This is a genomic window from Blastococcus haudaquaticus (assembly GCF_900230285.1).
In the GTDB taxonomy this organism is placed as follows: domain Bacteria; phylum Actinomycetota; class Actinomycetes; order Mycobacteriales; family Geodermatophilaceae; genus Blastococcus_B; species Blastococcus_B haudaquaticus.
In genome coordinates this window covers 123,777-147,947 of record NZ_OCNK01000004.1, presented here as the reverse complement: position 1 = coordinate 147,947, position 24,171 = coordinate 123,777, and the positions used below count along the sequence as shown (strand labels likewise).

At 73.5% G+C, this 24,171-nt stretch carries 23 protein-coding genes; 11 read left to right on the top strand and 12 right to left on the bottom strand.

The annotated features are described in order from the left end of the window. The first annotated feature begins 165 nt into the window (after positions 1-165). The 4 genes from rplU (at position 166) to proB (ending at position 3,430) form a co-directional block, all read left to right on the top strand. Positions 166-477: a 50S ribosomal protein L21 gene (gene rplU, locus CRP30_RS16855; RefSeq protein WP_097185165.1), complete on the top strand. Its 312-nt coding sequence runs from the start codon at positions 166-168 to the stop codon at positions 475-477. A gap of 7 nt (positions 478-484) precedes the next feature. Continuing rightward, positions 485-742, top strand: coding sequence for a 50S ribosomal protein L27 (gene rpmA / locus CRP30_RS16850; protein WP_097185164.1), 258 nt, complete (start codon positions 485-487; stop codon positions 740-742). A 94-nt stretch (positions 743-836) separates the two neighbouring features. Further along, positions 837-2,324 (top strand): GTPase ObgE, encoded by a 1,488-nt coding sequence (gene obgE / locus CRP30_RS16845; protein ID WP_097185163.1) that lies wholly within the window; start codon positions 837-839, stop codon positions 2,322-2,324. Further along, positions 2,321-3,430 (top strand): glutamate 5-kinase, encoded by a 1,110-nt coding sequence (proB, locus tag CRP30_RS16840; RefSeq protein WP_097185162.1) that lies wholly within the window; start codon positions 2,321-2,323, stop codon positions 3,428-3,430. The genes obgE and proB overlap by 4 nt, the downstream gene beginning before the upstream one ends. A 6-nt stretch (positions 3,431-3,436) precedes the next feature. On the opposite strand, the gene CRP30_RS16835 is transcribed toward proB, so the two are convergent. Beyond that, entirely contained in the window at positions 3,437-3,844 is a 408-nt protein-coding gene (locus CRP30_RS16835) for a RidA family protein (protein ID WP_097185161.1), read from the bottom strand. A 62-nt stretch (positions 3,845-3,906) separates the two neighbouring features. On the opposite strand from CRP30_RS16835, the gene CRP30_RS16830 reads away from it, so the two are divergent. The 4 genes from CRP30_RS16830 to CRP30_RS16815 all read left to right on the top strand — a co-directional run bounded on the left by CRP30_RS16830 (position 3,907) and on the right by CRP30_RS16815 (position 6,913). After that, positions 3,907-4,554: a TetR/AcrR family transcriptional regulator gene (locus CRP30_RS16830; RefSeq protein WP_097185365.1), complete on the top strand. Its 648-nt coding sequence runs from the start codon at positions 3,907-3,909 to the stop codon at positions 4,552-4,554. 4 nt (positions 4,555-4,558) lie between these two features. Next, positions 4,559-5,050 carry a peptide deformylase gene (def, locus tag CRP30_RS16825; protein WP_255407364.1) on the top strand — a complete coding sequence of 164 codons (492 nt, stop codon included), beginning with the start codon at positions 4,559-4,561 and terminating at the stop codon, positions 5,048-5,050. An 83-nt stretch (positions 5,051-5,133) separates the two neighbouring features. Then, positions 5,134-6,165, top strand: a complete 1,032-nt coding sequence (locus tag CRP30_RS16820) for a permease (RefSeq protein ID WP_097185160.1) — start codon at positions 5,134-5,136, stop codon at positions 6,163-6,165. Position 6,166: 1 nt separating this feature from the next. Then, positions 6,167-6,913, top strand: a complete 747-nt coding sequence (locus tag CRP30_RS16815; RefSeq protein WP_143278486.1) for a TIGR03943 family putative permease subunit — start codon at positions 6,167-6,169, stop codon at positions 6,911-6,913. Here CRP30_RS16815 and CRP30_RS16810 read toward each other — a convergent pair. Both CRP30_RS16810 and CRP30_RS16805 read right to left on the bottom strand, forming a co-directional pair. After that, on the bottom strand, positions 6,901-9,099 hold the full coding sequence (locus CRP30_RS16810; protein ID WP_097185158.1) for a heavy metal translocating P-type ATPase: 2,199 nt from the start codon (positions 9,097-9,099) through the stop codon (positions 6,901-6,903). The genes CRP30_RS16815 and CRP30_RS16810 overlap by 13 nt on opposite strands. Beyond that, the gene (locus tag CRP30_RS16805; protein WP_097185157.1) at positions 9,099-9,422 is read right to left on the bottom strand and encodes a DUF1490 family protein; all 324 of its coding nucleotides are present in this window, start codon (positions 9,420-9,422) and stop codon (positions 9,099-9,101) included. The genes CRP30_RS16810 and CRP30_RS16805 overlap by 1 nt, the downstream gene beginning before the upstream one ends. Positions 9,423-9,916: 494 nt before the next feature. Here CRP30_RS16805 and CRP30_RS16800 point away from each other — a divergent pair, with 494 nt between their 5' ends. Next, the gene (locus CRP30_RS16800; protein ID WP_097185156.1) at positions 9,917-13,072 is read left to right on the top strand and encodes a choice-of-anchor M domain-containing protein; all 3,156 of its coding nucleotides are present in this window, start codon (positions 9,917-9,919) and stop codon (positions 13,070-13,072) included. Positions 13,073-13,244: 172 nt separating this feature from the next. Here the strand turns inward: CRP30_RS16800 and CRP30_RS16795 are convergent, their stop codons facing one another. Genes CRP30_RS16795 through CRP30_RS16775 form a run of 5 tightly spaced genes read right to left on the bottom strand, consistent with a single transcriptional unit; the run spans position 13,245 to position 18,273 of the window. After that, a complete protein-coding gene (locus CRP30_RS16795; RefSeq protein WP_097185155.1) occupies positions 13,245-14,006 on the bottom strand; it encodes a lytic murein transglycosylase in 762 nt (253 codons plus the stop codon). Further along, the gene (locus tag CRP30_RS16790) at positions 14,003-14,941 is read right to left on the bottom strand and encodes an anchored repeat-type ABC transporter permease subunit (protein ID WP_097185154.1); all 939 of its coding nucleotides are present in this window, start codon (positions 14,939-14,941) and stop codon (positions 14,003-14,005) included. The genes CRP30_RS16795 and CRP30_RS16790 overlap by 4 nt, the downstream gene beginning before the upstream one ends. A gap of 1 nt (position 14,942) precedes the next feature. Further along, a complete protein-coding gene (locus CRP30_RS16785; protein WP_097185153.1) occupies positions 14,943-15,686 on the bottom strand; it encodes an anchored repeat-type ABC transporter ATP-binding subunit in 744 nt (247 codons plus the stop codon). Further along, positions 15,683-16,654, bottom strand: coding sequence for a choice-of-anchor M domain-containing protein (locus CRP30_RS16780; protein ID WP_097185152.1), 972 nt, complete (start codon positions 16,652-16,654; stop codon positions 15,683-15,685). Before CRP30_RS16780 ends, CRP30_RS16785 begins: the two co-directional genes overlap by 4 nt. Next, entirely contained in the window at positions 16,651-18,273 is a 1,623-nt protein-coding gene (locus tag CRP30_RS16775) for an anchored repeat ABC transporter, substrate-binding protein (RefSeq protein ID WP_200814817.1), read from the bottom strand. The genes CRP30_RS16780 and CRP30_RS16775 overlap by 4 nt, the downstream gene beginning before the upstream one ends. Positions 18,274-18,298: 25 nt before the next feature. On the opposite strand from CRP30_RS16775, the gene CRP30_RS16770 reads away from it, so the two are divergent. Together CRP30_RS16770 and CRP30_RS16765 are read left to right on the top strand one after the other, a co-directional pair. Then, positions 18,299-20,869 carry a TIGR03773 family transporter-associated surface protein gene (locus CRP30_RS16770; RefSeq protein ID WP_159961762.1) on the top strand — a complete coding sequence of 857 codons (2,571 nt, stop codon included), beginning with the start codon at positions 18,299-18,301 and terminating at the stop codon, positions 20,867-20,869. Between the two features lie 39 nt (positions 20,870-20,908). Further along, entirely contained in the window at positions 20,909-21,721 is an 813-nt protein-coding gene (locus tag CRP30_RS16765) for a class I SAM-dependent methyltransferase (RefSeq protein WP_097185150.1), read from the top strand. Positions 21,722-21,765: 44 nt separating this feature from the next. Here the strand turns inward: CRP30_RS16765 and CRP30_RS16760 are convergent, their stop codons facing one another. Genes CRP30_RS16760 through rpsN form a run of 4 tightly spaced genes read right to left on the bottom strand, consistent with a single transcriptional unit; the run spans position 21,766 to position 24,170 of the window. Further along, positions 21,766-22,923, bottom strand: coding sequence for an FAD/NAD(P)-binding protein (locus tag CRP30_RS16760; protein ID WP_159961760.1), 1,158 nt, complete (start codon positions 22,921-22,923; stop codon positions 21,766-21,768). After that, positions 22,920-23,639, bottom strand: coding sequence for a class I SAM-dependent methyltransferase (locus CRP30_RS16755; RefSeq protein WP_097185148.1), 720 nt, complete (start codon positions 23,637-23,639; stop codon positions 22,920-22,922). The genes CRP30_RS16760 and CRP30_RS16755 overlap by 4 nt, the downstream gene beginning before the upstream one ends. Positions 23,640-23,652: 13 nt before the next feature. Further along, positions 23,653-23,871 (bottom strand): 30S ribosomal protein S18, encoded by a 219-nt coding sequence (gene rpsR / locus CRP30_RS16750; protein WP_439647025.1) that lies wholly within the window; start codon positions 23,869-23,871, stop codon positions 23,653-23,655. Continuing rightward, positions 23,868-24,170 (bottom strand): 30S ribosomal protein S14, encoded by a 303-nt coding sequence (gene rpsN, locus CRP30_RS16745; protein ID WP_097185147.1) that lies wholly within the window; start codon positions 24,168-24,170, stop codon positions 23,868-23,870. Before rpsN ends, rpsR begins: the two co-directional genes overlap by 4 nt. Position 24,171 lies beyond the last annotated feature (1 nt).

The window sequence follows — 24,171 nt, the reverse complement described above, 5'->3', positions numbered from 1 at the left end:
ACCCGGCGGCGGCGCCTCGGGTACGCTGGTCGGGTTGCACCGCCACCGCGCGGGCGCCTCCGGGCGCCGCCGGGTGAGGCATCGCAGCCCGTCCAGCACCCGGTGATCGCTCCGGTCTGCGCGCCGGAACACAGAGCTAGCAAAGAGCGATACGAGGAGTCAGTGGTGTACGCAGTGGTGAAGGCCGGTGGCAGCCAGCACAAGGTGGCCGTGGGCGACACGTTCACGATCAACCGTCTGGCGGGTGCGGCCGGTGACTCGGTGGCCCTTCCGGCCATCCTGCTGGTCGACGGCGACACCGTCACCAGCGACGCCGCGGCCCTGGCCAAGGTGACCGTGACCGGTGAGATCGTCGAGCACGGCAAGGGCCCGAAGATCCACATCCACAAGTTCAAGAACAAGACCGGCTACCACAAGCGGCAGGGGCACCGTCAGCCCCTGACCAGCGTCGTGGTCCGCGACATCTCGAAGGGCTGACGCCGACATGGCACACAAGAAGGGCGCCTCGTCGTCCCGCAACGGTCGCGACTCGAACGCTCAGCGCCTCGGCGTGAAGCGCTTCGGCGGCCAGGTCGTCAAGGCCGGCGAGATCATCGTCCGCCAGCGCGGCACCCACTTCCACCCGGGCCTGGGCGTCGGCCGCGGCAGCGACGACACGCTGTTCGCGCTCGCCCCGGGCGCGGTGCTCTTCGGCACGCGGCGGGGACGCAAGACCGTCTCCATCGCCGCCGTCGAGGCCTGAGCACTTCAGACACGTCAACGAGCGCACGGGCCGACCGGCCCGTGCGCTCGCTGTCGTTCCACCAGCAGGACCTAGCAGGTAGGAGGCGGCGGGAATGGCCGCTTTCGTCGATCGAGTAGTCGTGCACGTGGCCGCCGGCAACGGCGGGCACGGCGTCTCCTCGGTCCATCGGGAGAAGTTCAAGCCACTCGGCGGCCCCGACGGGGGCAACGGCGGCGACGGCGGGGACATCGTCCTCGAGGTGGACCCGAGCGTGCACACGCTGCTGGACTTCCACCACCGCCCGCACCAGAAGGCCGGCAACGGCCGGCCCGGCGAGGGCAGCAACCGCCACGGCGGCAAGGGCGAGGACCGCGTCCTCAAGGTGCCGGCCGGCACGGTGGTCAGCACCCCCGATGGCCGGGTCATCGCCGACCTCGTCGGCGCCGGCACCCGCGTCGTGCTCGCGAAGGGCGGCAAGGGTGGACTCGGCAACGCCGCTCTCGCCAACGCCCGCCGGAAGGCGCCCGGCTTCGCGCTCCTGGGCGAGGAGGGGGAGGCCTTCGACGCCGTCATCGAGCTGAAGAGCATCGCCGACGTCGGCCTGGTCGGGTTCCCGTCCGCCGGCAAGTCGTCGCTGATCGCCGCCATGTCGTCGGCCCGCCCGAAGATCGCCGACTACCCCTTCACCACGCTGGTGCCCAACCTCGGCGTGATCCGCTCCGGCGACACCGTCTACACCATGGCCGACGTCCCCGGCCTGATCCCCGGCGCCTCCACCGGCAAGGGCCTCGGCGTCCAGTTCCTCCGCCACGTCGAGCGCTGCGCCGTCCTGGTGCACGTCGTCGACATGGCGACGATGGAACCCGGGCGCGACCCCGAGACCGACATCGAGGCGCTCGAGCACGAGCTGACGGAGTACGGCGGCGACGAGCTGGACCTCGTGGGCCGCTTGCAGATCGCCGTCCTCAACAAGATCGACGTCCCCGACGCCCGCGAGCTGGTCGACCTGGTCCGCGCATCGCTGGAGAAGCGCGGCCTGGACGTCTACCCGGTCAGCGCGGCCACCGGCGAGGGGCTCCGCGAGTTCGGCTTCGCCCTCGCCGCCCACGTCGAGCAGCACCGCGCCAGCCTGCCCACCATGGAGCCGGCGCGGGTCACCATCACGCCGAAGGCCGTGGACGACTCGGGCTTCACCGTCGAGCGGGACACCGAGTACACCGACGGCTTCGTCGTGCGCGGCGTGCGGCCGGAGCGCTGGGTCCGGCAGACCGACTTCACCAACGACGAGGCCGTGGGCTTCCTCGCCGACCGGCTCAACCGGCTCGGCGTCGAGGAGCAGCTGGCCAAGGCCGGCGCCGTCGAGGGCGACGCCGTCACCATCGGCGGTGTCACGTTCGACTGGGTGCCCACGCTCCCGGCCGGGACGCTCACCGTCGAGGAGTCCGCCGGTCTGGGCGGTCGCGGCACCGACTCCCGCGTCGACGCACCGCACCGCGTCCGCGCCGAGGAGCGCCTGGCCGCGAAGAAGGCCCGCCGCACGCCCTACGAGCTCAGTGAGGACACCTGGACCGACGCCGATCTGCCGGACGACGTCGAGTGACCGCGCGCCCGCAGATCGCCGGCGCCCGCCGGGTCGTCGTCAAGGTCGGCTCCTCCTCGCTGACCACCCTGCCCGGTGGGCTCGACCCGGCGCGGCTGACCGCGCTCGTCGACGTCCTCGGGGCCGTGCGTGCCGCGGGGCGGGAGGTCGTCCTGGTGTCCTCCGGCGCGATCGCCGCGGGCCTGGCGCCGCTGCGGCTCGACGGCAGGCCCCGTGACCTCGCGACGGCGCAGGCCGCGGCCAGCGTCGGGCAGCTGCGCCTCGTGCAGACCTACGCCGACGCGTTCGCCCGGCACGACATCACCGTCGGACAGGTGCTGCTGACCGCCGACGACCTGACCCGCCGCAGCCACTACCGCAACGCCCACCAGACGATGGAGCGGCTGCTGGCGCTCGGGGCGCTGCCGATCGTCAACGAGAACGACACCGTGGCCACCGAGGAGATCCGGTTCGGCGACAACGACCGGCTCGCGGCGCTGGTGGCCCACGTCGCCCAGGCCGACGCGCTGGTCCTGCTGTCCGACGTGGACGGCGTGTACGACGGCGACCCGCGGATCGGGCCGGCCCAGCTGGTGGACACGGTCACCTCGCCCGCCGACCTCGCCGCGGTCACCCTGGGCACCGCGAAGCGCAACGGCGTCGGCACCGGCGGCATGGCGACCAAGGTGGAGGCCGCCTTCATCGCCGCGCAGGCCGGCGTCCCCGTCGTCGTCACCTCGACGGCGCAGGCGGCCGCGGCACTGGCGGGGGAGCAGGTCGGCACGCTGTTCGGCCCGATGGGCCGGCGTCCCGGCGCCCGGCAGTTCTGGTTGCGCTACGCCAGCCGGCCGCGCGGTCGGGTCCTGCTGGACGAGGGGGCCGTGCGGGCTGTGCGGGAGCGGCACGCCTCGCTGCTCGCCGCCGGCGTCACCGGGGTCACCGGCGAGTTCCTGGCCGACGACCCGGTGGAGCTGGTCGGCCCGGACGGTGTGGTGGTCGCCCGCGGGCTGGTCGCCTACGACGCCCGGGAGATGCCCGCACTCCTGGGTCGCAAGACGGGCGACCTCGCGCCGGAGTACCGGCGCGAGGTCGTGCACCGCGACGAGATGGTGCTGGTCGGGCGCTGACCCGGGCTACGGCAGCACGGCGACGGCGTCGACCTCGACCAGCAGGTCCGGCTCGCCGAGGCCGGCAACGCTGATCAGGGTCACCGGCTTGGTCGGGTCCACACCGAGTCGTTCGGCGGCCCGCCGCACCCCGGCGCCGAGGTCGGCCAGCTTGTCCGGGGTCCAGTCCACGACGTACACGGTCAGCTTGGCGACGTGATCGAACGAGCCGCCGACAGCGGCCAGCGCCGTGGCCACGTTGACGTAGGCCTGCTCCACCTGGGCCGCGAGATCCCCCGTTCCGACCGGGGTGCCGTCGGCCGTGCGCGCGACCTGCCCGGCGAGGTACACCGTCCGGGATCCGCTGGTCACGGCCATCTGGCGGTAGAACTCGGGGGCGGGGATCCCGGGGGGATTGAGCAGCTCGACGGTCATGGTGTTCCTCCTACGAGTAGTGGATGCTTGTTATGTAACACTGTTACGGTACGATGTGCAACATGCCCCGCGTCGCCGCTCCCGCCGTCCGCACCGCCCTCGTCGAGGCGGCGGCCGAGATGCTGGCCGGCCGGGTGGCGGTGACCGCCCGGTCGCTCGCCGACCGGGCCGGCACCTCGACCACCGCCGTCTACACGCACTTCGGTGGCATGCCCGGGCTGTGGCGGGCCGTCCGCCAGGAGGGCTTCACCCGGCTGGCGGGACGGCTCGCGGAGGTGCCCCGCACGGACGACGCCGTGCACGACCTGGCTGCGCTCGGTGCCGCCTACGTCGCCGCCGCGCACGCCAGCCCCTTCCTGTACCGCGCGATGTTCGACGCGGCCGCGGACCTCGAGGACCCGGCCGCTGCGGACGCGTCGTTCTCGCGGCTCGTCGAGGCGGCCGAGCGCGCGCGGCAGGCCGGCCGCTTCTCCGCCGACGCCGACCCCGCCGCGGTGGCGACGAGGTTCTGGGCGGCCGGCCACGGGTTGACCATGCTGGTCCTCACCGACGTGCTCCCGCCGGAGGCGTCCCTGTCGCACGGTCCCGAGCTCGCGGTGGCCGTCTGCGTGGCGGCCGGCGACGACCTCGCGCGCTGCCGGGAATCGGTGCTGCGGGGGTGGGCGCCGACTCTGCCGGGAGGGCCGATCGGACCGCCCGCCCAGGGCTGAGAGAATGCTCGCCGTGACGATCCGCCCCATCCGCGAGCTCGGCGACCCGGTGCTGCGCACCCCGTCCGACGAGGTGACGGCGTTCGACGGCTGGCTGGCGGCCCTCGTGCGGGACCTGGTCGACACCGTCGACCACCCGGGCCGCGCCGGAGTGGCCGCGCCGCAGATCGGCGTCAACGTGCGCGCGTTCTCCTACAACATCGACGGCGTCATCGGGCACATGGTCAACCCGGTCATCGTCGAGCGGTCCGAGGAGATCCAGGACGGCGACGAGGGCTGCCTGTCGGTCCCGGGCATCTGGGCCCCCACGGTCCGCGCCATGCGCTGCGTCGCCGAGGGGTTCGACGTCGACGGGAAGCCGCTGCGGCTCGAGGGTGAAGGCCTCATGGCCCGCTGCCTGCAGCACGAGGTCGACCACCTCGACGGCAGGGTCTTCCTCGACCGGTTGACCGGCGACGCCCGGAAGTCCGCCCTCCGGGCACTCCGCGACCGCTGACCCCCCGGCCTGGGCCCGGGACGACCGGGCCCGTGAGAGGCTCGGCGCCGACGGAGAACCGTTCTCATACCGATCGAGGCCCCATGCGCCCAGTCGCGCCACCCGAGGTGACGGCCGAGCGACCCCTGGTCCGCCCGGACGGCGGGCGGACCGCGCGGACCGGTGTGCGGTCCGGGGACGTCCTCATGGTTCTGCTGGCGCTCTGCATCGCTGCGTACTTCGTGCAGCCGGACTGGTTCTCGGCGCCGGGCGTGCAGGCCTGGGGGACGGTGTTCGCGGCGATCTGCCTGCAGGCGCTGCCGTTCCTCGTCCTCGGCGTGCTGGTCTCCGCTGCGGTCAGCCTGGTGCCGGCCTCCTTCTTCGAGCGGGCACTGCCGCGTTCGGCCGTGCTGGCCGTGCCGGTCGCCGGTGCCGCCGGGGCGGTGCTGCCCGGATGCGAGTGCGCCTCGGTCCCGGTCGCAGGTGGGCTAGTGCGCCGGGGTGTCGCGCCGGCGGCAGCGCTGGCGTTCCTGCTCTCGGCACCGGCGATCAACCCCGTGGTGGTGATCGCCACGGTGGTCGCCTTCCCCGATGAGCCGCTGATGGCGGTGGCCCGTTTCGCTGCCTCGCTGCTGGTCGCCGTGGTCGTGGGCTGGGTGTGGGCCGCGTTCGGCCGCGGGGACTGGCTCCGGCTGCCACAGCGGGCCGCCGACAGCGGCGGCCGGAGTCGTGGGCGGCAGTTCCTCGACGTCGCGCAGCACGACTTCGTGCACGCCGGGGGGTTCCTGGTGCTGGGCGGGGTGGCGGCCGCGACGCTGAACGTCCTCGTGCCGCGGGCCTGGCTGGACGCGGTCGCGGGCGACCCCGTGCTGGCCGTCCTCGTCCTCGCCGCCCTCGCCGTGGTCCTGTCCATCTGCTCGGAGGCGGACGCGTTCGTCGCGGCCAGCCTGACGTCGTTCAGCCTCACGTCCAGGCTCGTCTTCCTCGTCGTCGGCCCGGTGGTCGACCTGAAGCTGATCGCACTGCAGTCGGGCACGTTCGGCCCCCGCTTCGCACTGCGGTTCGCCCCGGTCACCTTCGTGGTCGCCGTCGGCTGCGCCCTGCTGGCGGCCTGGATCCTGCTCGGTGGGCGGTGACATGGAACGGCTGGTCACCCACCTGTTGCTGGTTCTGCTCGGCGGCACGGTCCTGCACGTCTCGCTCACCGACGCCTACCTCGCCTACGTCCAGCCGGGCTTCCGGCCGCTGCTCGTGCTGGCGGGTGCCGCGCTCCTGCTCAGCGGCACCGTGGGCTTCGTCCTCGATCGCCCCCGGGTCTCACCGGTCGGCCGGCACGCGTCGCAGGCACGGGATCACGACCACGACCACCAGCACGGTCACGTCCCCTGGGTCTCCTGGCTGCTCGTGCTGCCCGTCGCGGTGCTCCTGATGGTCGCCCCACCGGCGCTCGGCGTGTTCACGGTCGAACGCCAGTCGCAGCCGCTCGCAGCGGCGACACCCGATCAGGTGCCCGAGGCGGTTCCGGCGGAGGAACTGCAGCTGGTGCGCAGCATGTCGATGCTGGAGTACGGCCAGTGGGCGCTCGCCGACGACCCGGGGCCGCTGACGACCAGCACCGTGCGGCTGCAGGGATTCGTCGTGCCGCGCGGGGACGACGGCTGGTACCTGTCACGCATCCGCATCAACTGCTGCGCCGCCGACGCGGTCCCGGTCTCCGTCGTGGTCGACGGGAACCGCCAGGGCGTCGCGCCGGGGGAGTGGGTCGAGGTGGTCGGGACCTGGTCCCCGCCGGCGGCCCATCCGTCCGACGGGTACCCCGAGCCGGTGATCGAGGCCCGTTCGGTGACTCCGATCCCGGCGCCGGTCAACCCCTACGAGAGCTGACCGCCTCGATCGCGGTCGGCCGCCGGGCGGTCGCTGCCGTCCGGCGGGACGGTGCCCTGGTACCCGATGAGACGGGCGGAGTTGACGGCGACGGCCACGGACGACGCATTGTGCAGCACGGCCGCCAGCACGGGGGAGAGCGCACCGGCGGCCCCGACGAGGAGCCCGGCCCCGTTGACGGCGATGGACATGCCGTAGTTCTGCCGGACGATCTGCAGCGTGCGGCGGCCGAGGTCGCGGAGGTCGAGCAGGTGCCGCAGGTCGTCACCGACCAGCGCGACGTCGGCGGTCTCGACCGCCACGTCGGTCCCCGAGACGCCCATGGCGATCCCGATGTCCGCGCTGGCCAGGGCGGGGGCGTCGTTCGTGCCGTCCCCCACGACGGCGACCGTGTGCCCCTGTGCCTTCAGCGCGGTCACCACGTCCTGCTTGTCCTCGGGCAGCGTCTCCGCGCGCCATTCGGTGATGCCGAGGGAGTGGGCCACGGCGGCCGCCGTCGTCTCGTGGTCTCCGGTGAGCATGACGATGCGCTCGACACCCGTGGCCCGCAGCGCGCGCAGGACCTCCAGCGCCTCGGGGCGCACCTCGTCGCGCAGGCTCACCAACCCGATCAGCTCGCCGTCCACCGCCAGCAGGAGCGGGGTCTCGGTAGCGGCGCGCAACTCGGCGAGCCACGTCAGGGCCTCCTGGCCGACCGGCACCCCCTGGTCGGCCATCAACGCCTCGCTGCCGAGCAGCAGCACCCGCCCGTCGGCCTGGGTGCGCATCCCGAGACCGAGCAGCACCTCGCACTCCTCGTGCGGCGGGATGTAGACGTGCCGCTCCTCGGTGGAGCGGATGACCGCCTGGGCGAGCGGATGCCGGCTGTGCACCTCGGAGCTCGCGGCGTAGCCGAGCACCTTCTCGGGGGTCCAGTCGGGGGAGAAGGAGACAACGTTGGTGACGACGGGACGGCCGACGGTCAGCGTTCCGGTCTTGTCGAAGACCACGGTGTCGACGCGGCCGGCTGCCTCCAGGTGTGCGCCGCCCTTGATCAGCACGCCACGGGAGGCCCCGTTGCCGATCGCCGCGCTCACTGCCGTCGGAGTGGAGAGCCCCACCGCGCACGGGCAGGCCACCAGGAGCATGGTCATCGCGCGGCGGACGTCGCCGGTGACCAGCCAGGTGGCGGTGGCGAGCGCGAAGGAGAGCGGGACGAACCGGCCGGAGAAGGTCTCGCCGACGGTCTGGACCGGGGCGCGGTCGTCCTGGGCCCGTTCGACGCGGGCGATGATCCGGCCGATCGCGGTGTCGGACCCAGTGGCCGTCGCCCGGACGACGATCCGGCCCCGCAGGTTGACCGAGCCGGCGTGCACGAGGGAGCCCGGTCGCACCGACACGGGCAGAGGCTCCCCGGTGATGGCGGCCTGGTCGATCACGCTCTCGCCGTCGACGATCTCGCCGTCGACCGGGAGCGTGGCCTGGTCGTGGATGACGACGAGGTCACCGACACGCAGGCGAGCGAGGTCGACCTGCTGCTCGACGCCGGGATCGCCCGGACGGAGCACCCAGGCCGTCGTCTGGGTACCGGCGAGCAGGGCGGAGATGGCGGCACGGGTGCGGCGCAGGGTCAGGTCCTGCAGCCACTCGCCGATGTTGAGCAGCCAGAGGACGGTCAGCGCGACGACGTTCTCGCGCAGCAGCAGGCTCGCCACGGTGGCAGCGGTGACGAGTGCGTCGGTGCCCGCCGTGCGGCGGCCGGCGAGGGTGCCGACGGCGCCCTTCGCGAACGGGTAGCCGGTGAAGATCGTGACGACCGTCGCCGCGAAGCGGCCGCCGCGCGACAGGACCGGGGGGCGCCGCAGGCCGTACCGGCGGACGCCCAGGAGCACCAGAGCCGCCCCGCCCACACCGATCCGCACGAGGTCGGTGGTGGTGACGTCCGCCGAGCGCGGCGCACGCTCGGCGAGCGCGTCGGCCGGGAGGACGTCGGCGGAGGCGACGGCCGTGAGGATCTGCGCCCGGTCGGCCTCCGCGGTCACCCAGACGACGACCGACCCGGTGACCGGATAGGCGTGCGCAGCCAGAACACCCGGGATCTCGTCGAGGGCGTTCTCGACGTGCACGGCCCGGGACGCCGAGCCGGCGAGAGCGGGCGCCGACAGGCGCAACCGCCCGCCGGCATCCGCGACGATGCCCAGCGGCATCAGTGGGCGTGGTCGTGGCCGCCGGAACGGTCGGCCGGGGGAGGCACCTGCTCGCCCAGGTCGGCGTAGGCCTGTGCCCGGATGTCGCCCGCGCTCAGCCGGGCCTTCTCCATCGCGGCCTCGGCGCGGCGGGACCCGACGATGCCCCACCGGGTCGCGCGGACCGCTGCCTTGCGAGGAAGGCTGCCCGGATCGCCGCGCTCGGCGACGCGGACCACCAGCACCCCGACGACACCGGTCGCCACCGTCGTGGCGGCCTTGCGCAGCAGCCGGCCGGCACCGGCGGTCCGGCGGGTCGTCGACGACGAAAGGTGGTCGGACATGGCTCTCCTCTGCTGGGAGGGTTCGACGAAGGGCCGCCGCCGAGAATCGGACGCTGCGCCGTCGCTGGAACGTTACGCGCGTGCCCGGGCGCTGCCCCTTCCGTGACAACGATAATCGTCCTGCATGGTCGCCCATGATTCCCCCCGGTACGGCGGGAGGCGCGATCGACGGAGGAAGACCCGGAGGGATCTTCCCGCGGAGGACCTGTCCACCTCTCCGCGCCTCGGTGGAGCCGGTGCGCCGAGCTGTCGGTCGCGAACGGGTTCAGTCGGCGACTGGCGGCCTTTCGTGGCGGCCGCGCCTTGTGGCTGCACGGGATGGCTCGGCTCTGCGCGGCAACCCGATCAGCCGGTCGGGAACGTCTGATCCGGCGAAACGGCCAGGTCAGCTCGACGGCCGCTTGCTTCCGGACAGGTCCGTCACATAGCTTGCATGCGAATGATTCTCACTCTCACTCGCCGCGACGGTGAGTGGGACCGTTGAAGGGCCGACCATGCGCACGCGCTCCCGCGCGGCGACGGCACTGACCGGGCTGGCGGCTCTCGCCATCACCCTGGTCCTGCCGGGCGCCGCATCCGCCGCCGATGGGCCACCGCCGCCCAGCGCCGAGAAACGAGTACTGGCGACGGAGCACACCGACGCCATCTCGACCTTCCTCGACGGCACCGAATTCACCCTGGGGACGAAGGCCGATGTAGACGGAGCGCTGGGCAAGCGCTTCGCCGCCGACGAGGTGCTCTTCCACGTCCGTGACGGCCACAGGATGACCCTGCCCGCGGGGTACGAGTTCATCGCGCCCGGCGGGTCGACCATCTGGATGGCCCCGCAGAGCCAGAAGCAGGGCGAGGTCTGGCCCGGGTTCTCCACCGAGAGCGTGCCCCGGGGTGCGGTCACGGGGGACCGGACGACGTTCACGCTGACCGGCATGAGCGGTCCGGGGGACCTGGAGCTGTTCCAGACCGGGTCCTTCGGCCAGCCGCTGCGCGCGTGGTCCTCCGACGAGGACCGGAAGTCCTTCACCCTCGGATACGCGCACGCCCACTACAACTGGGCCTTCACCCAGCCCGGGACGTACACGCTCTCCGTCCGGGCCGACGCGACACTGGCCTCCACCGGAGCTCCGGTCTCGTCCACCGCGGACTACACCTTCGTCGTCGGTGAGCTCGCCCCGGCGACGGCCACCACGACGGACCTGTCGGTGAGCAGCACCGACATCGTTGCGGGCGAGCCGGTCACGCTCGACGCCGCCGTCGAGCCGGCCGGTGCCGTCGGCTGGGTGGAGTTCCTCGACGGAGACACCAGCCTGGGCCACGAGGGGGTGCGCGCCGGCCAGGCCAGCCTGGAGGTGGACTCACTGGGGTTGGGCAACCGCAGCATCACCGCGCGCTTCATCCCCGCGGTGGCGAACGATTTCACCGCCTCCGCCTCCGCGCCGGTGACGGTCACCGTCACCGAGGAGGCCGGGAGCGACGTCTTCGGCATCTCCGGCCTGCGGGAGAGCTACGCCGCCGGAGAGACCATCAGCGCCCGCGCCGTCGGCGTCACCCTCGCCGAGGGACAGCAACTCGCCTGGCTCGTCCGGACGCCCGAGTTCCCCACCGAGTACTACGTGCAGACCAACGACGACATCGTGCGCGGAGACCGCCTCACCCGCGATGCCACGGCCTCCTGGGACGGCCACGAGCTGGCCGTCGTGGTCATCGACGAGAACTGGAAGACGCTGCAGCAGAGCGGCTGGTACCCGATCCGGGTCACCGGCAGCAACGTCGGGACCGGCGTGCCGGTGAGCGTCACCGGCCTCCAGGACAGCTACTGGGGCGGCGACCCGGTCGAGATCGCCGTGACCCACCCGGCGCTGCAGAGCGGCCAGACCCTGCGCTGGGTCACGCGTGGTCTGCCGGGCGCCGTCGAGTGGTACCCGCTCCAGGAGTGGAGCGACCAGCCGATCGGGAGCAACCCCTACACCCTCGCCACCTCGATGTTCGCCTACAGCGAGGCGGCGCTCCAGGTCATCGACGCGGACGGGGTGACGGTCCTCGGCCAGTCCCCGGCGCTGACCGCGACGGTCACCGAGCGCGAGCTGCAGATCGGCGGCCTCCGGTCCGTCTACCGCGTCGGCGAGAACCTCGAGGTCTCCGCCGACCTGTACCCGGCCCGTGACGGCGTCTCTTGGCGCTGGTACCAGGTGGACGAGAACTACGACGTGGTCCCGTTCGAAGGTGCCACCACGCCGGACCTCGGCGTGCCGGTCACCGCCGGTATGGACGGGCAGTACATCTATGCGGAGGCGACGGACACCCGGACCGGTCACCACATCGGCACGGCCACCATCCAGGTACGGGTGACCGACACCCCGGCGGGCGAGCAGTTGCTGCTGCTGGACTCGCTGTCCGGTCACTACCACCAGGGCAACACCGTCCAGCTGCGCGCCAATGCCGATCCGGCGGCGGCTGACAGCGACACCTACCGCTGGTGGTGGAAGCGGCCCGACCAGGCGGCGTTCGTGCAGATCCCCGGCGCTACCGGACCTGCCCACGACGTGCGGGCGCAGCAGGCGCTGGACGGCGCGCTCGTCTACGCCGAACTCCTCTCCGCCGCGGGGGATGTCCTCGCCACCAGTGAGCAGTCGACGATCCACGTCGACGACCACGGCGCCGCTCCCCGCGAGCAGGTCACCGTCAGCGGGGCGGCCGAGCAGTACCAGGCCGGGGGAACCGTCGAGCTGACCGCGTCGGTCGCGCCGGACTCCGTGCTCGACCGGTGGGCCTGGTACGTCCATCCGGCCGGCACAGCAACTCCCGAGCTGATGGCGGGGCAGACGACCGCTCAGCTGTCGATGCCGGCGACCAGCCGGCTCGACGGTGCGACGGTCACCGCGCACCTCGTGTTCGACGACGGCAGGACCCACATCCAGTCGCAGCCGGTCACCCTGAGCGTCGAAGGAACGGACCCGACCGATCCCACGGACCCGACGGATCCGACCGATCCCACGGACCCGACCGATCCCACGGACCCGACGGATCCGACGGACCCGACCGATCCCACGGACCCGACGGATCCGACCGATCCCACGGACCCGACGGACCCGACGGACCCGGCGAAGCCGTCGGCCGAGCCGGCACCGCGGACCGGTGACGAACTCGCCGGGAGTCCTGCGGGCGGCATCCAGCTGCCGAGTACGACCCTCCGGCCGGGCGAGCCGGTGACCATCGCACTCGGCGCCCAGCACGCGGGCGCGTGGGTCGCCGTCTGGTTGTTCAGCTCGCCGACGCTGGTGGGCGGCGACTGGGCCCAGGCCGACGAGAACGGCAACGTCACCGTTCCGGTTCCGACGGACGTGGAGGCCGGGCACCACCGGCTGGCGGCCTTCGGCGCCGACGGCACGCTGGTGGGTTGGACGGCGGTGACCGTCACGGCTGCTGACGGCAGCACGCCGCCCGGCCCGGGCGGCACCACCCCGCCGCCGCCCACCCCTCCGGTCGCGGACACCACTCCGCCGCCGGCGGGGAGCGGTGACGTGTCGAAGCCGGGTGGCCTCGCGTTCACCGGCACGCACGCGGCACAGGCCGGTGCGGTCGGGGTGTTCCTGCTCGGCATGGGGGTCCTGGCTCTGGGCCTCGGCCGACGCCGGAGGGCCGTCGTCCGGTAACGCAGGACCGTACGACCCAGTGGGGTGGCGGCACGCGCACAGCGTGCCGTCACCCCACTGCCATGTGTGGTGGACGGGGTGGCGAGCGACGAGCGCCGTGCCATCGGGTCGGTTCGCACGTCACGGCCCTCGAGTGGCAGGGCAGAGATCCGGCACGGGCGCTGTGCGCGCGTCAGCCCAGATCGGACGCGTGCCGGCTCGCGATCCCGGCGACCTGCGCGGCGTACTCCAGCGAGTTGTTGTAGCTGGTGACGGCGGCCGTCCAGCCCTCCGCTGTCGCCAGCGATCCTCCGCCGCTGCAGAGGTATCGCGCCGCGGCCAGGGCGGCGTCGTCGACGTCCTGGGGGTCGGCCGCGCCGTCGCCGTCGCCGTCGGCTGCCCACCGCTCCCAGGTCGAGGGGATGAACTGCATGGGTCCCACCGCCCGGTCCCATGTCCGGTCGCCGTCCAGCCGGCCGCCGTCCGTGTCGGGGATGCTGGCGACGCCGTCGCCGTCCAGGGGGATGCCGACGATGGCGGGCTTGGCGACGCCGTCAGCTCCCAGGGCGCCGCCGGCGATGGTTCCGTGCACGGACTCGACCTGGCCGATCGCGGCCAGGGTGTTCCAGCCCAGTCCGCAGCCCGGCTCCTCGTCGGCCAGGGCCAGGGCGGCGGTCGCGTAGGCCTGCATCGCCCGGTCGGGCACGCCGGTGCGGGACGCCGCCTCCCGCACCCAGGCCGCGGCCGGGACGCCGGGAGAGGCGTCTGCCGGAGCGCCGGCGGCGGCCTCCGCGTCCGGCAGCACCACCTGGGGTGCCTCGACGGCCGGGCGGCTCCTGCTCTGCGGTCCGCCCTCGGTGAGCAGGACGACGCCCGCTCCCACGGCGACGGCGAGGCCGATGCCTCCGGCCGTCAGCAGCACCGACCTGGCCGGGTCGCGCCCGGCCGGGGTCATCGGCCGGCGTCCAACGCCGGCGATCGCCGGTCCCCGCCCACCACGGTCACGCCGTCGTCGAGACCGGCGTCGTCCGGCTGCCGGCGCGCCGAGCGCCACGTGGCGACCAATCCGTGGCGGGGCGCCAGCGTCCAGGCGAGGAGGAACACCGCGGTGCTGACCAGCACGATCGTCCCGCCGGTGGGGTAGTCGTAGGTCCAGGACAGGTAGAGCCCCACCAGGGCCGACAACCCGCCGATGAGCGGGCCGAGGGTCATCATCACGCCCAGCCGGTCGGTGAGCAGCCGTGCCGTGGCGGCCGGGGTGATCAGCAGGGCCAGGACGAGGATGTTCCCGATCGTCTGGATGGAGATGACCACGGCGAGGGTGACCATCACGTAGAGCACGATGTCGAGCCAGAACACCGACAGGCCCATGGCCCGGGCCATCTCGCGGTCGAGGGTGACCACGACGAACTCCTTGTGCAGGGCGAACGCCAGCCCCAGCACGACGACCGCCGCGACGGCCACGACGACGACGTCGCTGTCCGGGATGCCGGTGATGGACCCGAAGAGGAACTGCTGCAGCGAGCCGGCATAGCCGGGCGCCCGCGAGATGATCACGACGCCCAGCGCGAAGCTGCCCACGAGGAAGACGCCCATCACGGAGTCCTCCTTCAGTCGGCGGTTCTGCGAGAACACGGCGACGAGCACCGCGGTGATGATTCCGGCGACCGCACCGCCGAGCACCAGGCTGCCCTGCAGCACGAAGGCGACCGCGAGGCCCGGGAAGACCGCGTGGGCGACGGCGTCGCCGATGAAGGCCATCCCGCGCAGGACGACGAAGCACCCGACCACGCCGCACACCACGGCGGACATGACCGAGATCAGCAGCGCCTTGGGCAGGAAGCGCAGGTCGGGGTTGAACAGGTCGGTGAGGAACTCCAGGATCGACACGTCACGCCGCCGTCAGGAACGCGAGCAGGGGCGACCGCTCGGACAGCCCGAACGTCCGCACCCACAGCTCGGGGTCGCGCAGCCGGTCAGGCGGGGCATCGGCGACGACGGTGCGGTTGAGCAGCACCAGACGCCCGCAGCGGGCCAGGGCCTCCAGCAGGTCGTGCGTCGTCATCAGCACGGCGGTGCCCTCGCCGGCCAACCGGGTGAAGAGGTCGCTCAGCAGCTCCTGGGTGGGCATGTCGAGGCCGGTGAAGGGCTCGTCGAGCAGCAGCACCGAGGGATGCAGAGCCAGGGCCCGGGCCACGAGGACGCGCTGGCGCTGACCGCCGGAGAGCTCGCCCACCGGTCGGGTGCGCAGGTGGGCCATGCCGACCCGGTCGAGCGCGTCGGCCACGAGCCGCCAGTCGGAGGCGGACGGGCGGCGGAAGAGGCCCTGCCGGCCCACGAGCCCGGTCATCACGGTCTGCTCGATGGAGATGGGGAAGTCCCAGGCGAACTCGTGCCGCTGCGGGACGTACCCGACGCCGGGGGCCCCCGGCCGTGCCCGGCGTCCCTGAACCAGGACGCTGCCGGCGCTGGGCCGGACGAGGGCGAGGACGGTCCGCAGCAGGGTCGTCTTCCCGGCCCCGTTCGGGCCGATGAGACCGACGAACTCCCCGGCCTCCACCGACAGGTCCACGTCGCGCAGGACGGTGCGCCCCCCGAGGGCGACCGAGACGTCCTCGACCTGCAGGACGGTCACGCACCGGCTCCCTGGGTGCGGTCGGCGAGCGCCCGCTTCTTCGACCGGCGGCCGAGGAGCGTGGTGACGGCGAACAGGATCACGAGCGCTGCCGCCGCGACCGCGGTCCCCAGGAGCAGGGTGCCGGTCAGGTCCACCCCGCCGCTGCCGGCCTCGTCAGCGGCGGGCGCCGGCTCCCCGGCGTCGCTGCCCGGACCCGGTACGGGCAGGGGCGAGGCAGCCAGCGCCTCCTCGGCGCTGGTCCCGGTGCCGACGGCGAAGCGGAGCGTGCGGGTGTCGCTCACCCGGTCGCCGTCGACCAGGTCGGCCGTCAGGGTGACCTGGGCGAGGTAGACGCCCGGCTCGGTGAAGACCCAGTTGGCGTGGGTGTGGGTGTTGACGTCGACCCAGAGGTCCTGCGGATCGGGGTTCTCGCTGTCCCAGAGCGGCTCCGGCGCACCGAGGTTCCCCGACTGCAGGTAGACCACCATGCTGCCCGGCCCCTCGACGCCGTCGAGGCGCATCGTCACACCCCGGTCGATCCGCTCCATCACCTCGGGGTCCTGGGTGTTCCAGCCCAGCCAGACCACGTCAGGGTCCTGGGTCTGCGGGAGGACGTGCACCGGCTGACCGGGTTCGGCGTGCAGGAAGTCGTAGGCCGGGTCGTCCGGAACCGTCCGGAGCGCCGCGTCGTCCACCCGGAACACGGTCTGCTCCGTGTGGCGCCACACCGACTCCGCGGCCGAGGAGTCGTCGTGGACCATGAACGTCCACGAGCCGTCGAGGAACAGCGGTCCCATGTCGACGTGGCCGAGCCCGAGTTCGGCGGCCTCCTCGACGACCCGCTCGTCCCCGCTGAGCTGTTGCTCGAGGGCAGGGTCCTCGTCGGTCGCGCCGGCGGCCGGGAGGACGCCGGCCGGGCCGGCGAGCAGGCCCAGCAGGCCGAGGACGAGTAGCGGCCGCCGTCGGCGGCCCCGGAGCGTGGTCATTGGCCTTCTTCCGCGGAGGGTGACGTGAGCGTGAGGCAGTCGTGCAGGGACCGGGCGTTGAAGCGCATCAGCTCGACGTAGTCCCGGACGTCGTCGTCGAAGGTGTCGCCGTAGAGGGCGCACACCTCGACGCCGAGCTCTCCGGCGATCTCCGTCAGGGTCGACGAGCGGGCCGCCAGGTTGGGCTCCAGGAAGACGGCGGGGACGTCGAGGTTGCGGATGGTCTGGGCGAGCCGCCGCCGGTCGGCCAGGCTGGGCTCGGTCGCGGGGTTGGGTGTGACGAACCCGGCGATCTCCAGGCCGTAGGCCCGGGCCAGGTAGGCGAAGGCGTCGTGCGTGGTGATCAGGTGGCGGGACCCGAGCGGGATGTCGGCGAGGATCTCGGTCATCTCGTGGTCGAGCCCGTCGAGCTCCGTGAGGTAGGCCTCGGCGTTGTCCCGGTAGGTCCGGGCCCCCGCGGGGTCGACCTCGGTCAAGGTGTCGCGGATCAGCTCGACGTAGGCCATGGCGTTGCGGACGTCGTGCCACAGGTGCGGATCGATCTCCCCGTGCACGTGCTTGCCCAGGACGGCCTGCGGGAGCTGGTACAGCTGCGTGCCGGGCCTGCCCAGGAACCGGAATCCCGGCCCGGCCGGTACTTCCTGCAGCGCCTTGTTCGGCACGGCGATGACGGTCTCGGCCGGGTCGAGGTCGTGCGCGTGCGTGCCGTGGGATCCGCTCCCCGGGTCGGCATGCACCGTCAGGGCACTGCGGTCGAGATCCACGCTGAGGTCGGCGTGGCCACCGTCCAGCACGGTGGCATCCGCCATGCCGCGGACGCCGTGCGGGTCGATGCCGACGGCGAAGGTGTACGTCGCCTCGCCCACGTCGACCGGCCGGCTCGTCGGATCGGGGGCGAGCCGGGCGCTGAGGGTGAGGCGGTACACCCCCGGTTCGGTGAAGGCCCAGCTCATGTGGCTGTGGGCGTCGGGCGGGAGCACCGCGGTGTCGTCCCGGTAGCCGCTCGCGGCGTCGAACCCGTCGGAGGAGTCGAGGAAGACCTCGGGCTCACCGAACGAGCCGGTCAGGTAGCCGACCAGGTCTCCCGGGCCCTCCATGCCGGTCGCGCTGAGCAGGACGTCCGAGGCCCGGGTCGCGGCGTGCTGCTCACCGGAGCCGGCCACCCGGAGCCCGAGCCAGATGGTGTCCAGGGAGACGTTCTCGACCAGCGAGATGATCTCGGCCGCGTACGCCACGGCTCCCTCGGCCAGGGACACGTTCGGGACCCCCGGCCGGAGGTTGGCGTCCAGTGCCTTCACGATGGCGTGCTGCTCCAGCATCATGTAGTTGCTGAAGGCCACGTCCGCGTAGGCGACGTCGCGGATCCTCCGGAGACTGGGCTCGTAGGAGTGCGGGTCTGCGCCGTCCGGGACCAGCGACGTCACGCGGATGCGGTCGCCGCCGACGTGCGCGGCCAGATCGGCCAGGATCCCGGTCGTCGTGACCACCTGCACCCGATCGTCGTGCGCGCTCAGCCCGGGGGTGGCGCAGCCGGCCACCAGGCCCGCCGCTAACAGGCACGCCGCCGTCCGCGCCGCCCTCTTCCGGGACGAATGCGCAGGCAGGCTGGTCAACGGCACGTCACGAATGATAATCATTACCGACATGAGCTCTGTACAGGTGCCCCGTCGCACGACCGAGGGCACCGTTCCGGTCCACCGTCTCGGCCGGACTCTCGCCGCCCGCCGTCGCACCAGGTCGGTCGCCGCCGGCCTGAGCACGCTCCTCCTCGCGGGCGGGGTCGCCGCCCTGACGGGGGTCGGGGCGGCGCAGGCCGCCGAGACCTGGAACGGCCGACTGGTGCTCGACCAGGGACACGTGGACGCTTTCCACGTCACCCTCGAGGGCGGCGACCTGGCGCTGCGGCTCCGGGAGGACGTCACCGGTGACGACGTCGTCCACGACCCTGCCGACGTCGCGCTCCAGGTGACCGACGCCGGGCAGATCGCCGTTCCCGACGTCCCCGGCTACGAGTTCCTCGGAGAACCCGGCGACACCGTCTGGATGATCCCCGAGATCCAGGACCCCGCCGTGGTGTGGGCGGGCTGGGACACCGAGACCATTCCCCTCGGCGCACTGCAGGGCGACACGACGACGCTCTCGCTGACCGCCGCCCGCGGCCCCGGTGAGGTGCACGTCTTCGACAGCGGGCCCACCGGCGAGGCGCACATCATCTTCGATCCCATCGACGGCCCGAGGAGCACGGCCTTCCGCGCTGGACCCGGCAACCACGCGCACGCCAACTGGACCTTCTCCGCCCCCGGCACCTACGAGCTGGACGTCACCGCCGAGGCCGTGCGTGCCGACGGCGCCTCGTTGCAGGCCATGGACACCTACGTGGTGGTCGTGGGCGCACTGCCCTCCGACGGCGGTGGCACGCCGACCGATCCGACACCCACCGACCCGCCACCGGGTCCGACGCCGACGGACCCGCCACCCGGCCCGGCCCCGACGGATCCGGGCACCGGACAGCCGCAGCAGCCGGCGCCGGGCTGGGGATCGCTGCCGGCCAGCGGGCGGCACGTCCTCGACCGGGGCCACGTGGACATCCGGTCCGAGCTGACCGCCTCCGGGCTGCGGCTCGTCGTCCGTGACGACACCTCGAGCCCGCCCGTCGACCACGCCGCCGGTGCCGCCACGCTCGTCGCCGCGCCTGGTGCGAAGGTCACCAATCCCGTTCTGGAGAAGGTGTTCGGAGCGGGGACGACCACTGCGTGGGTGCTGCCGCAGACGCAGGTCGCGGAGCTCCTGTGGCCGGGCTGGAACGTCGGCTTCGGAGCCGGAACGACGGCCACGGCCGTGCGGTGGGAGCTTCTGGGCACCCGTGGACCGGGTGAGGTGAGCATCTTCCAGTCCCGCCTCGCGGCCGATCCCGTCGTCCTCCTCGGCTCCGTGCCCGGGAGCCCGACCTCGATCGAGTTCCGCGAGCACGCGCACGGCAACTGGGCGTTCAGCGCGGAGGGCGTCTACTGCCTGGACTCCCGGTTCAGCGCCGTGGGCGGCCCCGGTTCGCAGACGGCGACGTTGCTCGTCGCCGTCGGCGCGGTCGACCCGGCGAAGGTGACCGAGCAGATGTGCGGGCGCACACCGGAGCAGATCGCCGGCGCCCCGGCGAGCGGCGCGACACCGCCCCCGGTCGCTCCGCTGGACCCGGGCCTCCCGCCGGTCCCCGTGGGCTCCGTCGGAGGCACCCCGCCGGCGGCCGTCCCCCCGGTCAGCACCACGCCTGCCTGCACCCCGGTCCCGGTCACCCGCCGTTCGGCGGCCGTCGTCGCCTCGTCCGGGCACTTCGACCTCGGGGCACAGGTGGCGAACGGAGCACTGGTCGGGCTGGTGAAGGACGACCGGTCCGGGACGACCTGGCGCGATCCGGCCGGCGTGGTGTTCCACATGTCCGACGCGACCCGTGTCGGAGTTCCGGCCGGAGCCTCGTACACCTTCCTCGGCGCCGCCGGCACCCCCGTCTGGTTGGCCTCGCAGACCCAGCAGGCGGGCGTCCCGTGGCTCGGCTGGAACACCCAGCACCCGACGCTCATGGCCGCGGTCCGCGGCGGGGTGACCTTCTCCCTGGGGAGCGTGTCCGGGCCCGGCCGCGTCGAGGTCTTCTCCACCGATTCCTTCGGCGGCGTCGGGCAGCGGATCTTCAGCAGCGGAGGCGGGCCGAAGTCGCTCACCGTGCCGATGAACACCCATCAGCACGCCAACTGGGCGTTCACCGCCCCGGGCGTGTACCGCGTGCCGATCACCCAGTCGGCGACGCTGAACTCGGGCTCACGGGTGTCGGCCTCCGCCGTCCTGACCTTCTCGGTCGGACCGGGCAACCCGGCGGCCGCAGGGGGGAGCGCCACCGTGACCGACTACGTCGGCCGGACGGCGGACGGCCGGGAGTGCGTTCTCGACGCCGGTCAGCGGGGCGGGTTGCGGAACGCGAGCGCCGGCGCGGCCCTCGATCTGGCCGCCCTGGGCGAGATCGCCCAGCTGCCGGTCGTCGAGGAGCTGGCCGCCGTCTCGTCCGACCGGGACACCGCCCGGTCGGTGCGCGCGCGTGCTCGGGAGGAGGCCACCGCAGCGGCAGCCGCCGAGCGCCCGTGGCCCCTGGTCGCTCTCACCGCCGGTGGCCTGACGGCGCTGGTCGCCGGAGGGACCCTGTGGTTCCGGCGTCGTCCGATGGTCTGACGGGCTCGGCCTGCCCGGCTGGGAGACACGAGGAGTGCGATGAGCGAGGGAGCTGACCGGTCCACGGTCGCCGGGGTTCTCGGCGCCTGGGACGAGGCCGCCGAGGACTTCGGGCGGCTGGCCGAGCACCTCTGGGGGCCGGTCGGCGCCGGCACGGTGGCGGTCACCCGGCCGACCGAGGGCGAGCGGGTCCTCGACGCGTGCTGCGGGACCGGCGCATCGGCGGAGCCCGCCGCGCGGGCGGTCGGTGCTCGCGGACTGGTGGATGCGGTGGACCTGTCGGAGTCCATGGTGGCGATGGCCGCGAGGTCGGCGGCCGGGCTCCCGCAGCTGCGGACGCACGCGGCCGACGTCACGTCCTGGCAGCCCGACGGGTACGACGTCGTGCAGTGCGTGCTGGGGGCGTTCTTCTTCCCCGACATGGACGCCGGCACGGAGTGGCTGGTCCGCCGGGCCCGACCCGGTGGTCGGGTCGCCGTCACGATCTGGGAGCGCGGCGCGCTGGTGCCGGCGGGGGAGGCGCTCGTCGGCGCCGTCGGTGCCGTGCGGGGGCAGCCGATGGAGACGCCGCGCGCGTCCACCCGGGTGCAGGAGCTCGGTGATCGGGTGGCGCTGGGCAGCTGGCTGGCCGACCGGGGGCTGGCCGACGTCGACGTCACCACGGTGCCCCTCGTGCTGCCCATGGATCCGCACGTGTTGTGGCTGCTCGTGCTGGGGTCGGGCTTCCGCGGGATGCTGACCGGCCTGGACGACGAGCAGGTCGGCGCCGTGCGGGCGGGGTACCTGGAACGGCTCGCGGACGGCGCCCCGGTGGATGCGACGACCCTGGTCGCGCTGGGGCGCCGGCCGTAGGTCCGTCGGGGCCGGGCACCCTGCCGGGTCGCGGCGCCGAGGCGTCAGCAGTCCGACGCGGCGCTGGGCACCGGGTACTGCCGGCGGCGGGGTGGGATGCCCGTGATGGCCTCGGTGTAGCGCTCGGCGGCCATGCGAGCGCCCGCCAGACCGCGTGCGGCGGGGCCGATCTCGAGGGCGGCTCGCCCGCCGCTGAGATGGACTGAGGTCCCGCCCCAGGACAGGTCGGGCCCGAGCACCGGCAGGCCCGCGACGACGTCCACCGGCACCTCGTCCAGCAGGCGGGCTGTCACCGGGTCGGCGCGGACGTCCTGGGCGTACCCCGTTCCGAGCCACACGTGGTCGGCGGCGAGTTCCCCGCCGTCGGTCAGGCGGAGGCGGTCAGGCCCGATGCCGGCGACCCGGCCGACCTGCACCCGCACCCGCGAATGGTCGCGCAGGGCCTCGCACACCGGAGCGGGAACCGTCCCCGGCCGGGCATGCCGGACGACCCGCGCGCGATCCTCGTGGGCCAGCCGGAAGAAGTCCGGCAGGTCGGCGCCGAGCCAGCCGGCCTCTACGTCCATCAGCCGAGTCCGCAGCGGTGCGCGCACCAGCAGTACGGCCGCTGCGCCGCGGGCTGCGGCGCGCAGGGCCAGGTGGGCGGCGGTGAGCCCGCCGCCCACGACCACCACGTCGTCCCCGGCGCGGACGGTCGACAGGTCGAGGGCGTCGCTGTGCAGGGCGCCGGCCACCGGTGCGTGCGGGCGGGAACCGCCGGTGGCGAGCACGACGGCGCGCACCCGCAGCCGGTCATCCGTCAGGTGCACGTCCACCCGCCCGTCACTCCTCGGGTGCAGCGCGGCCACGGCCTGCCGGACGTGGGCGGTGTCGAGCTCGGACGCGGCGACGAGCGACCGGCAGAAGTCGGCGAACAGGCCGGCTCCGGGGGCCGCGACGGGTCCGCGGAACTGTGCGGAGCGACCGGCCGCCTCCGCCCACCGCAGCAGCGCGTACGGCTCTGGGTGCGGGTGGTGGACGCACGCCGAGCGCAGGCTGCCCAGTTCCAGCGCGGTGAAGCGAGCCGTCCAGGTGGACAGCCACGGCTGCGGGTCGGCGACGACGATCCGACCGGCGAGGGCAGGATCGGCCGCGAGCAGGTAGCAGGCGGCGGTGAGACCGTGCGGTCCGGCACCGACGACCAGGACCTCCGGTTCGCTCACCTGGCGCGACCGGCAGCGGGCCGCACGAGTCCCTGTCCCGGGCCGGCCAGCTCCAGGGCGAGGCCGGCCGCGGCCAGCTCGGTGCGGAGCTGGTCGTCCGTCGGTGGTGACCACGTCGAGGTGAACCGCTCCCGGCGGATCAGGCGTCCGTCCCGGTGCACCTCGTACTCGCTCACGGCGAGGCCGGCGTGCGGCGGCAGGTGCCGGGCGACGTAGGTCAGGTCACCGATGCGCCGTGCCTCCTCCACGACGGCGGCCGCAGGGTTGCCGGCTACCGGGGCGGTCGTGACGACCCCGGTCGCGGACGGCCGGAGGAGGCCGGCGATGCGGCCGAAGGTCGACCGCCGGTCGGCCGCGCCGAGGTGCCCGAGGACGTGGGCGCAGACGAAGCCGGCGACGGGGGAGGGGCAGTCAGCCAGCGCCTGAGGGAGCGGATCCGCGACGATGCTGACCCGCGCGGAGAGATCCGGGTCGTCGACGACGCGCGCGGTGAGCACCGCGCGCATCGTGCGGGACGGCTCCACGGCGATGATCCGCGCCGGGGTGCACGCGGCCAGCACCCGCGTGCCCACCCCGGATCCCGCGCCCAGGTCGAGCACCGTCGCGTCGGCGTCGAGCTGTGCGAAGGCCTCCGTCAGCGTGGGTCGCAGCCTTTCCCAGGCGTCGTCCATGAAGAGGTCGTGGAACTCGCCCATCTGCTCGTAGTGCTCGCTCATCCGCCGGCCGCCCTCAGCGGCCCTTGCTCGGATAGGGGAGGAGAGCCATCTCGCGGGCGTTCTTGATCGCCCGCGCCACCTGGCGGTGCTGCTTCGGATCCAGACCGGTCACCCGGCGGCTGCGGATCTTCCCGCGGTCGGAGATGAACGAACGGAGGGTGGGGACGTCGTACCAGCTCACGGGTCCGTCCAGCCGGCGCTTCTTCCGGGGACGGACGCCCGCCGGCGTCACCAGCTGCTCTTCCGGACGCCGGGCAGCTCGCCGGCGTGCGCCATCTGGCGGAACCGCACCCGGGACAGTCCGAACTTCCGCAGGTGCCCGCGCGGACGCCCGTCGGCGACGTCCCGGTTGCGCAGCCGGGTGGGACTGGCGTTCCTCGGCAGCCGGTGCAGGGCCTGCTGGGCGGCCTCCCGCTCCTCCCACGTGGCGGCGGTACGGGCCGCTTCCTTCAGCTGGGCGCGGCGCTCGGCGTACCGCGCCACGGTCTCGCGACGCTGCTGGTCGCGGACGATCTTGGATGTCTTGGCCATG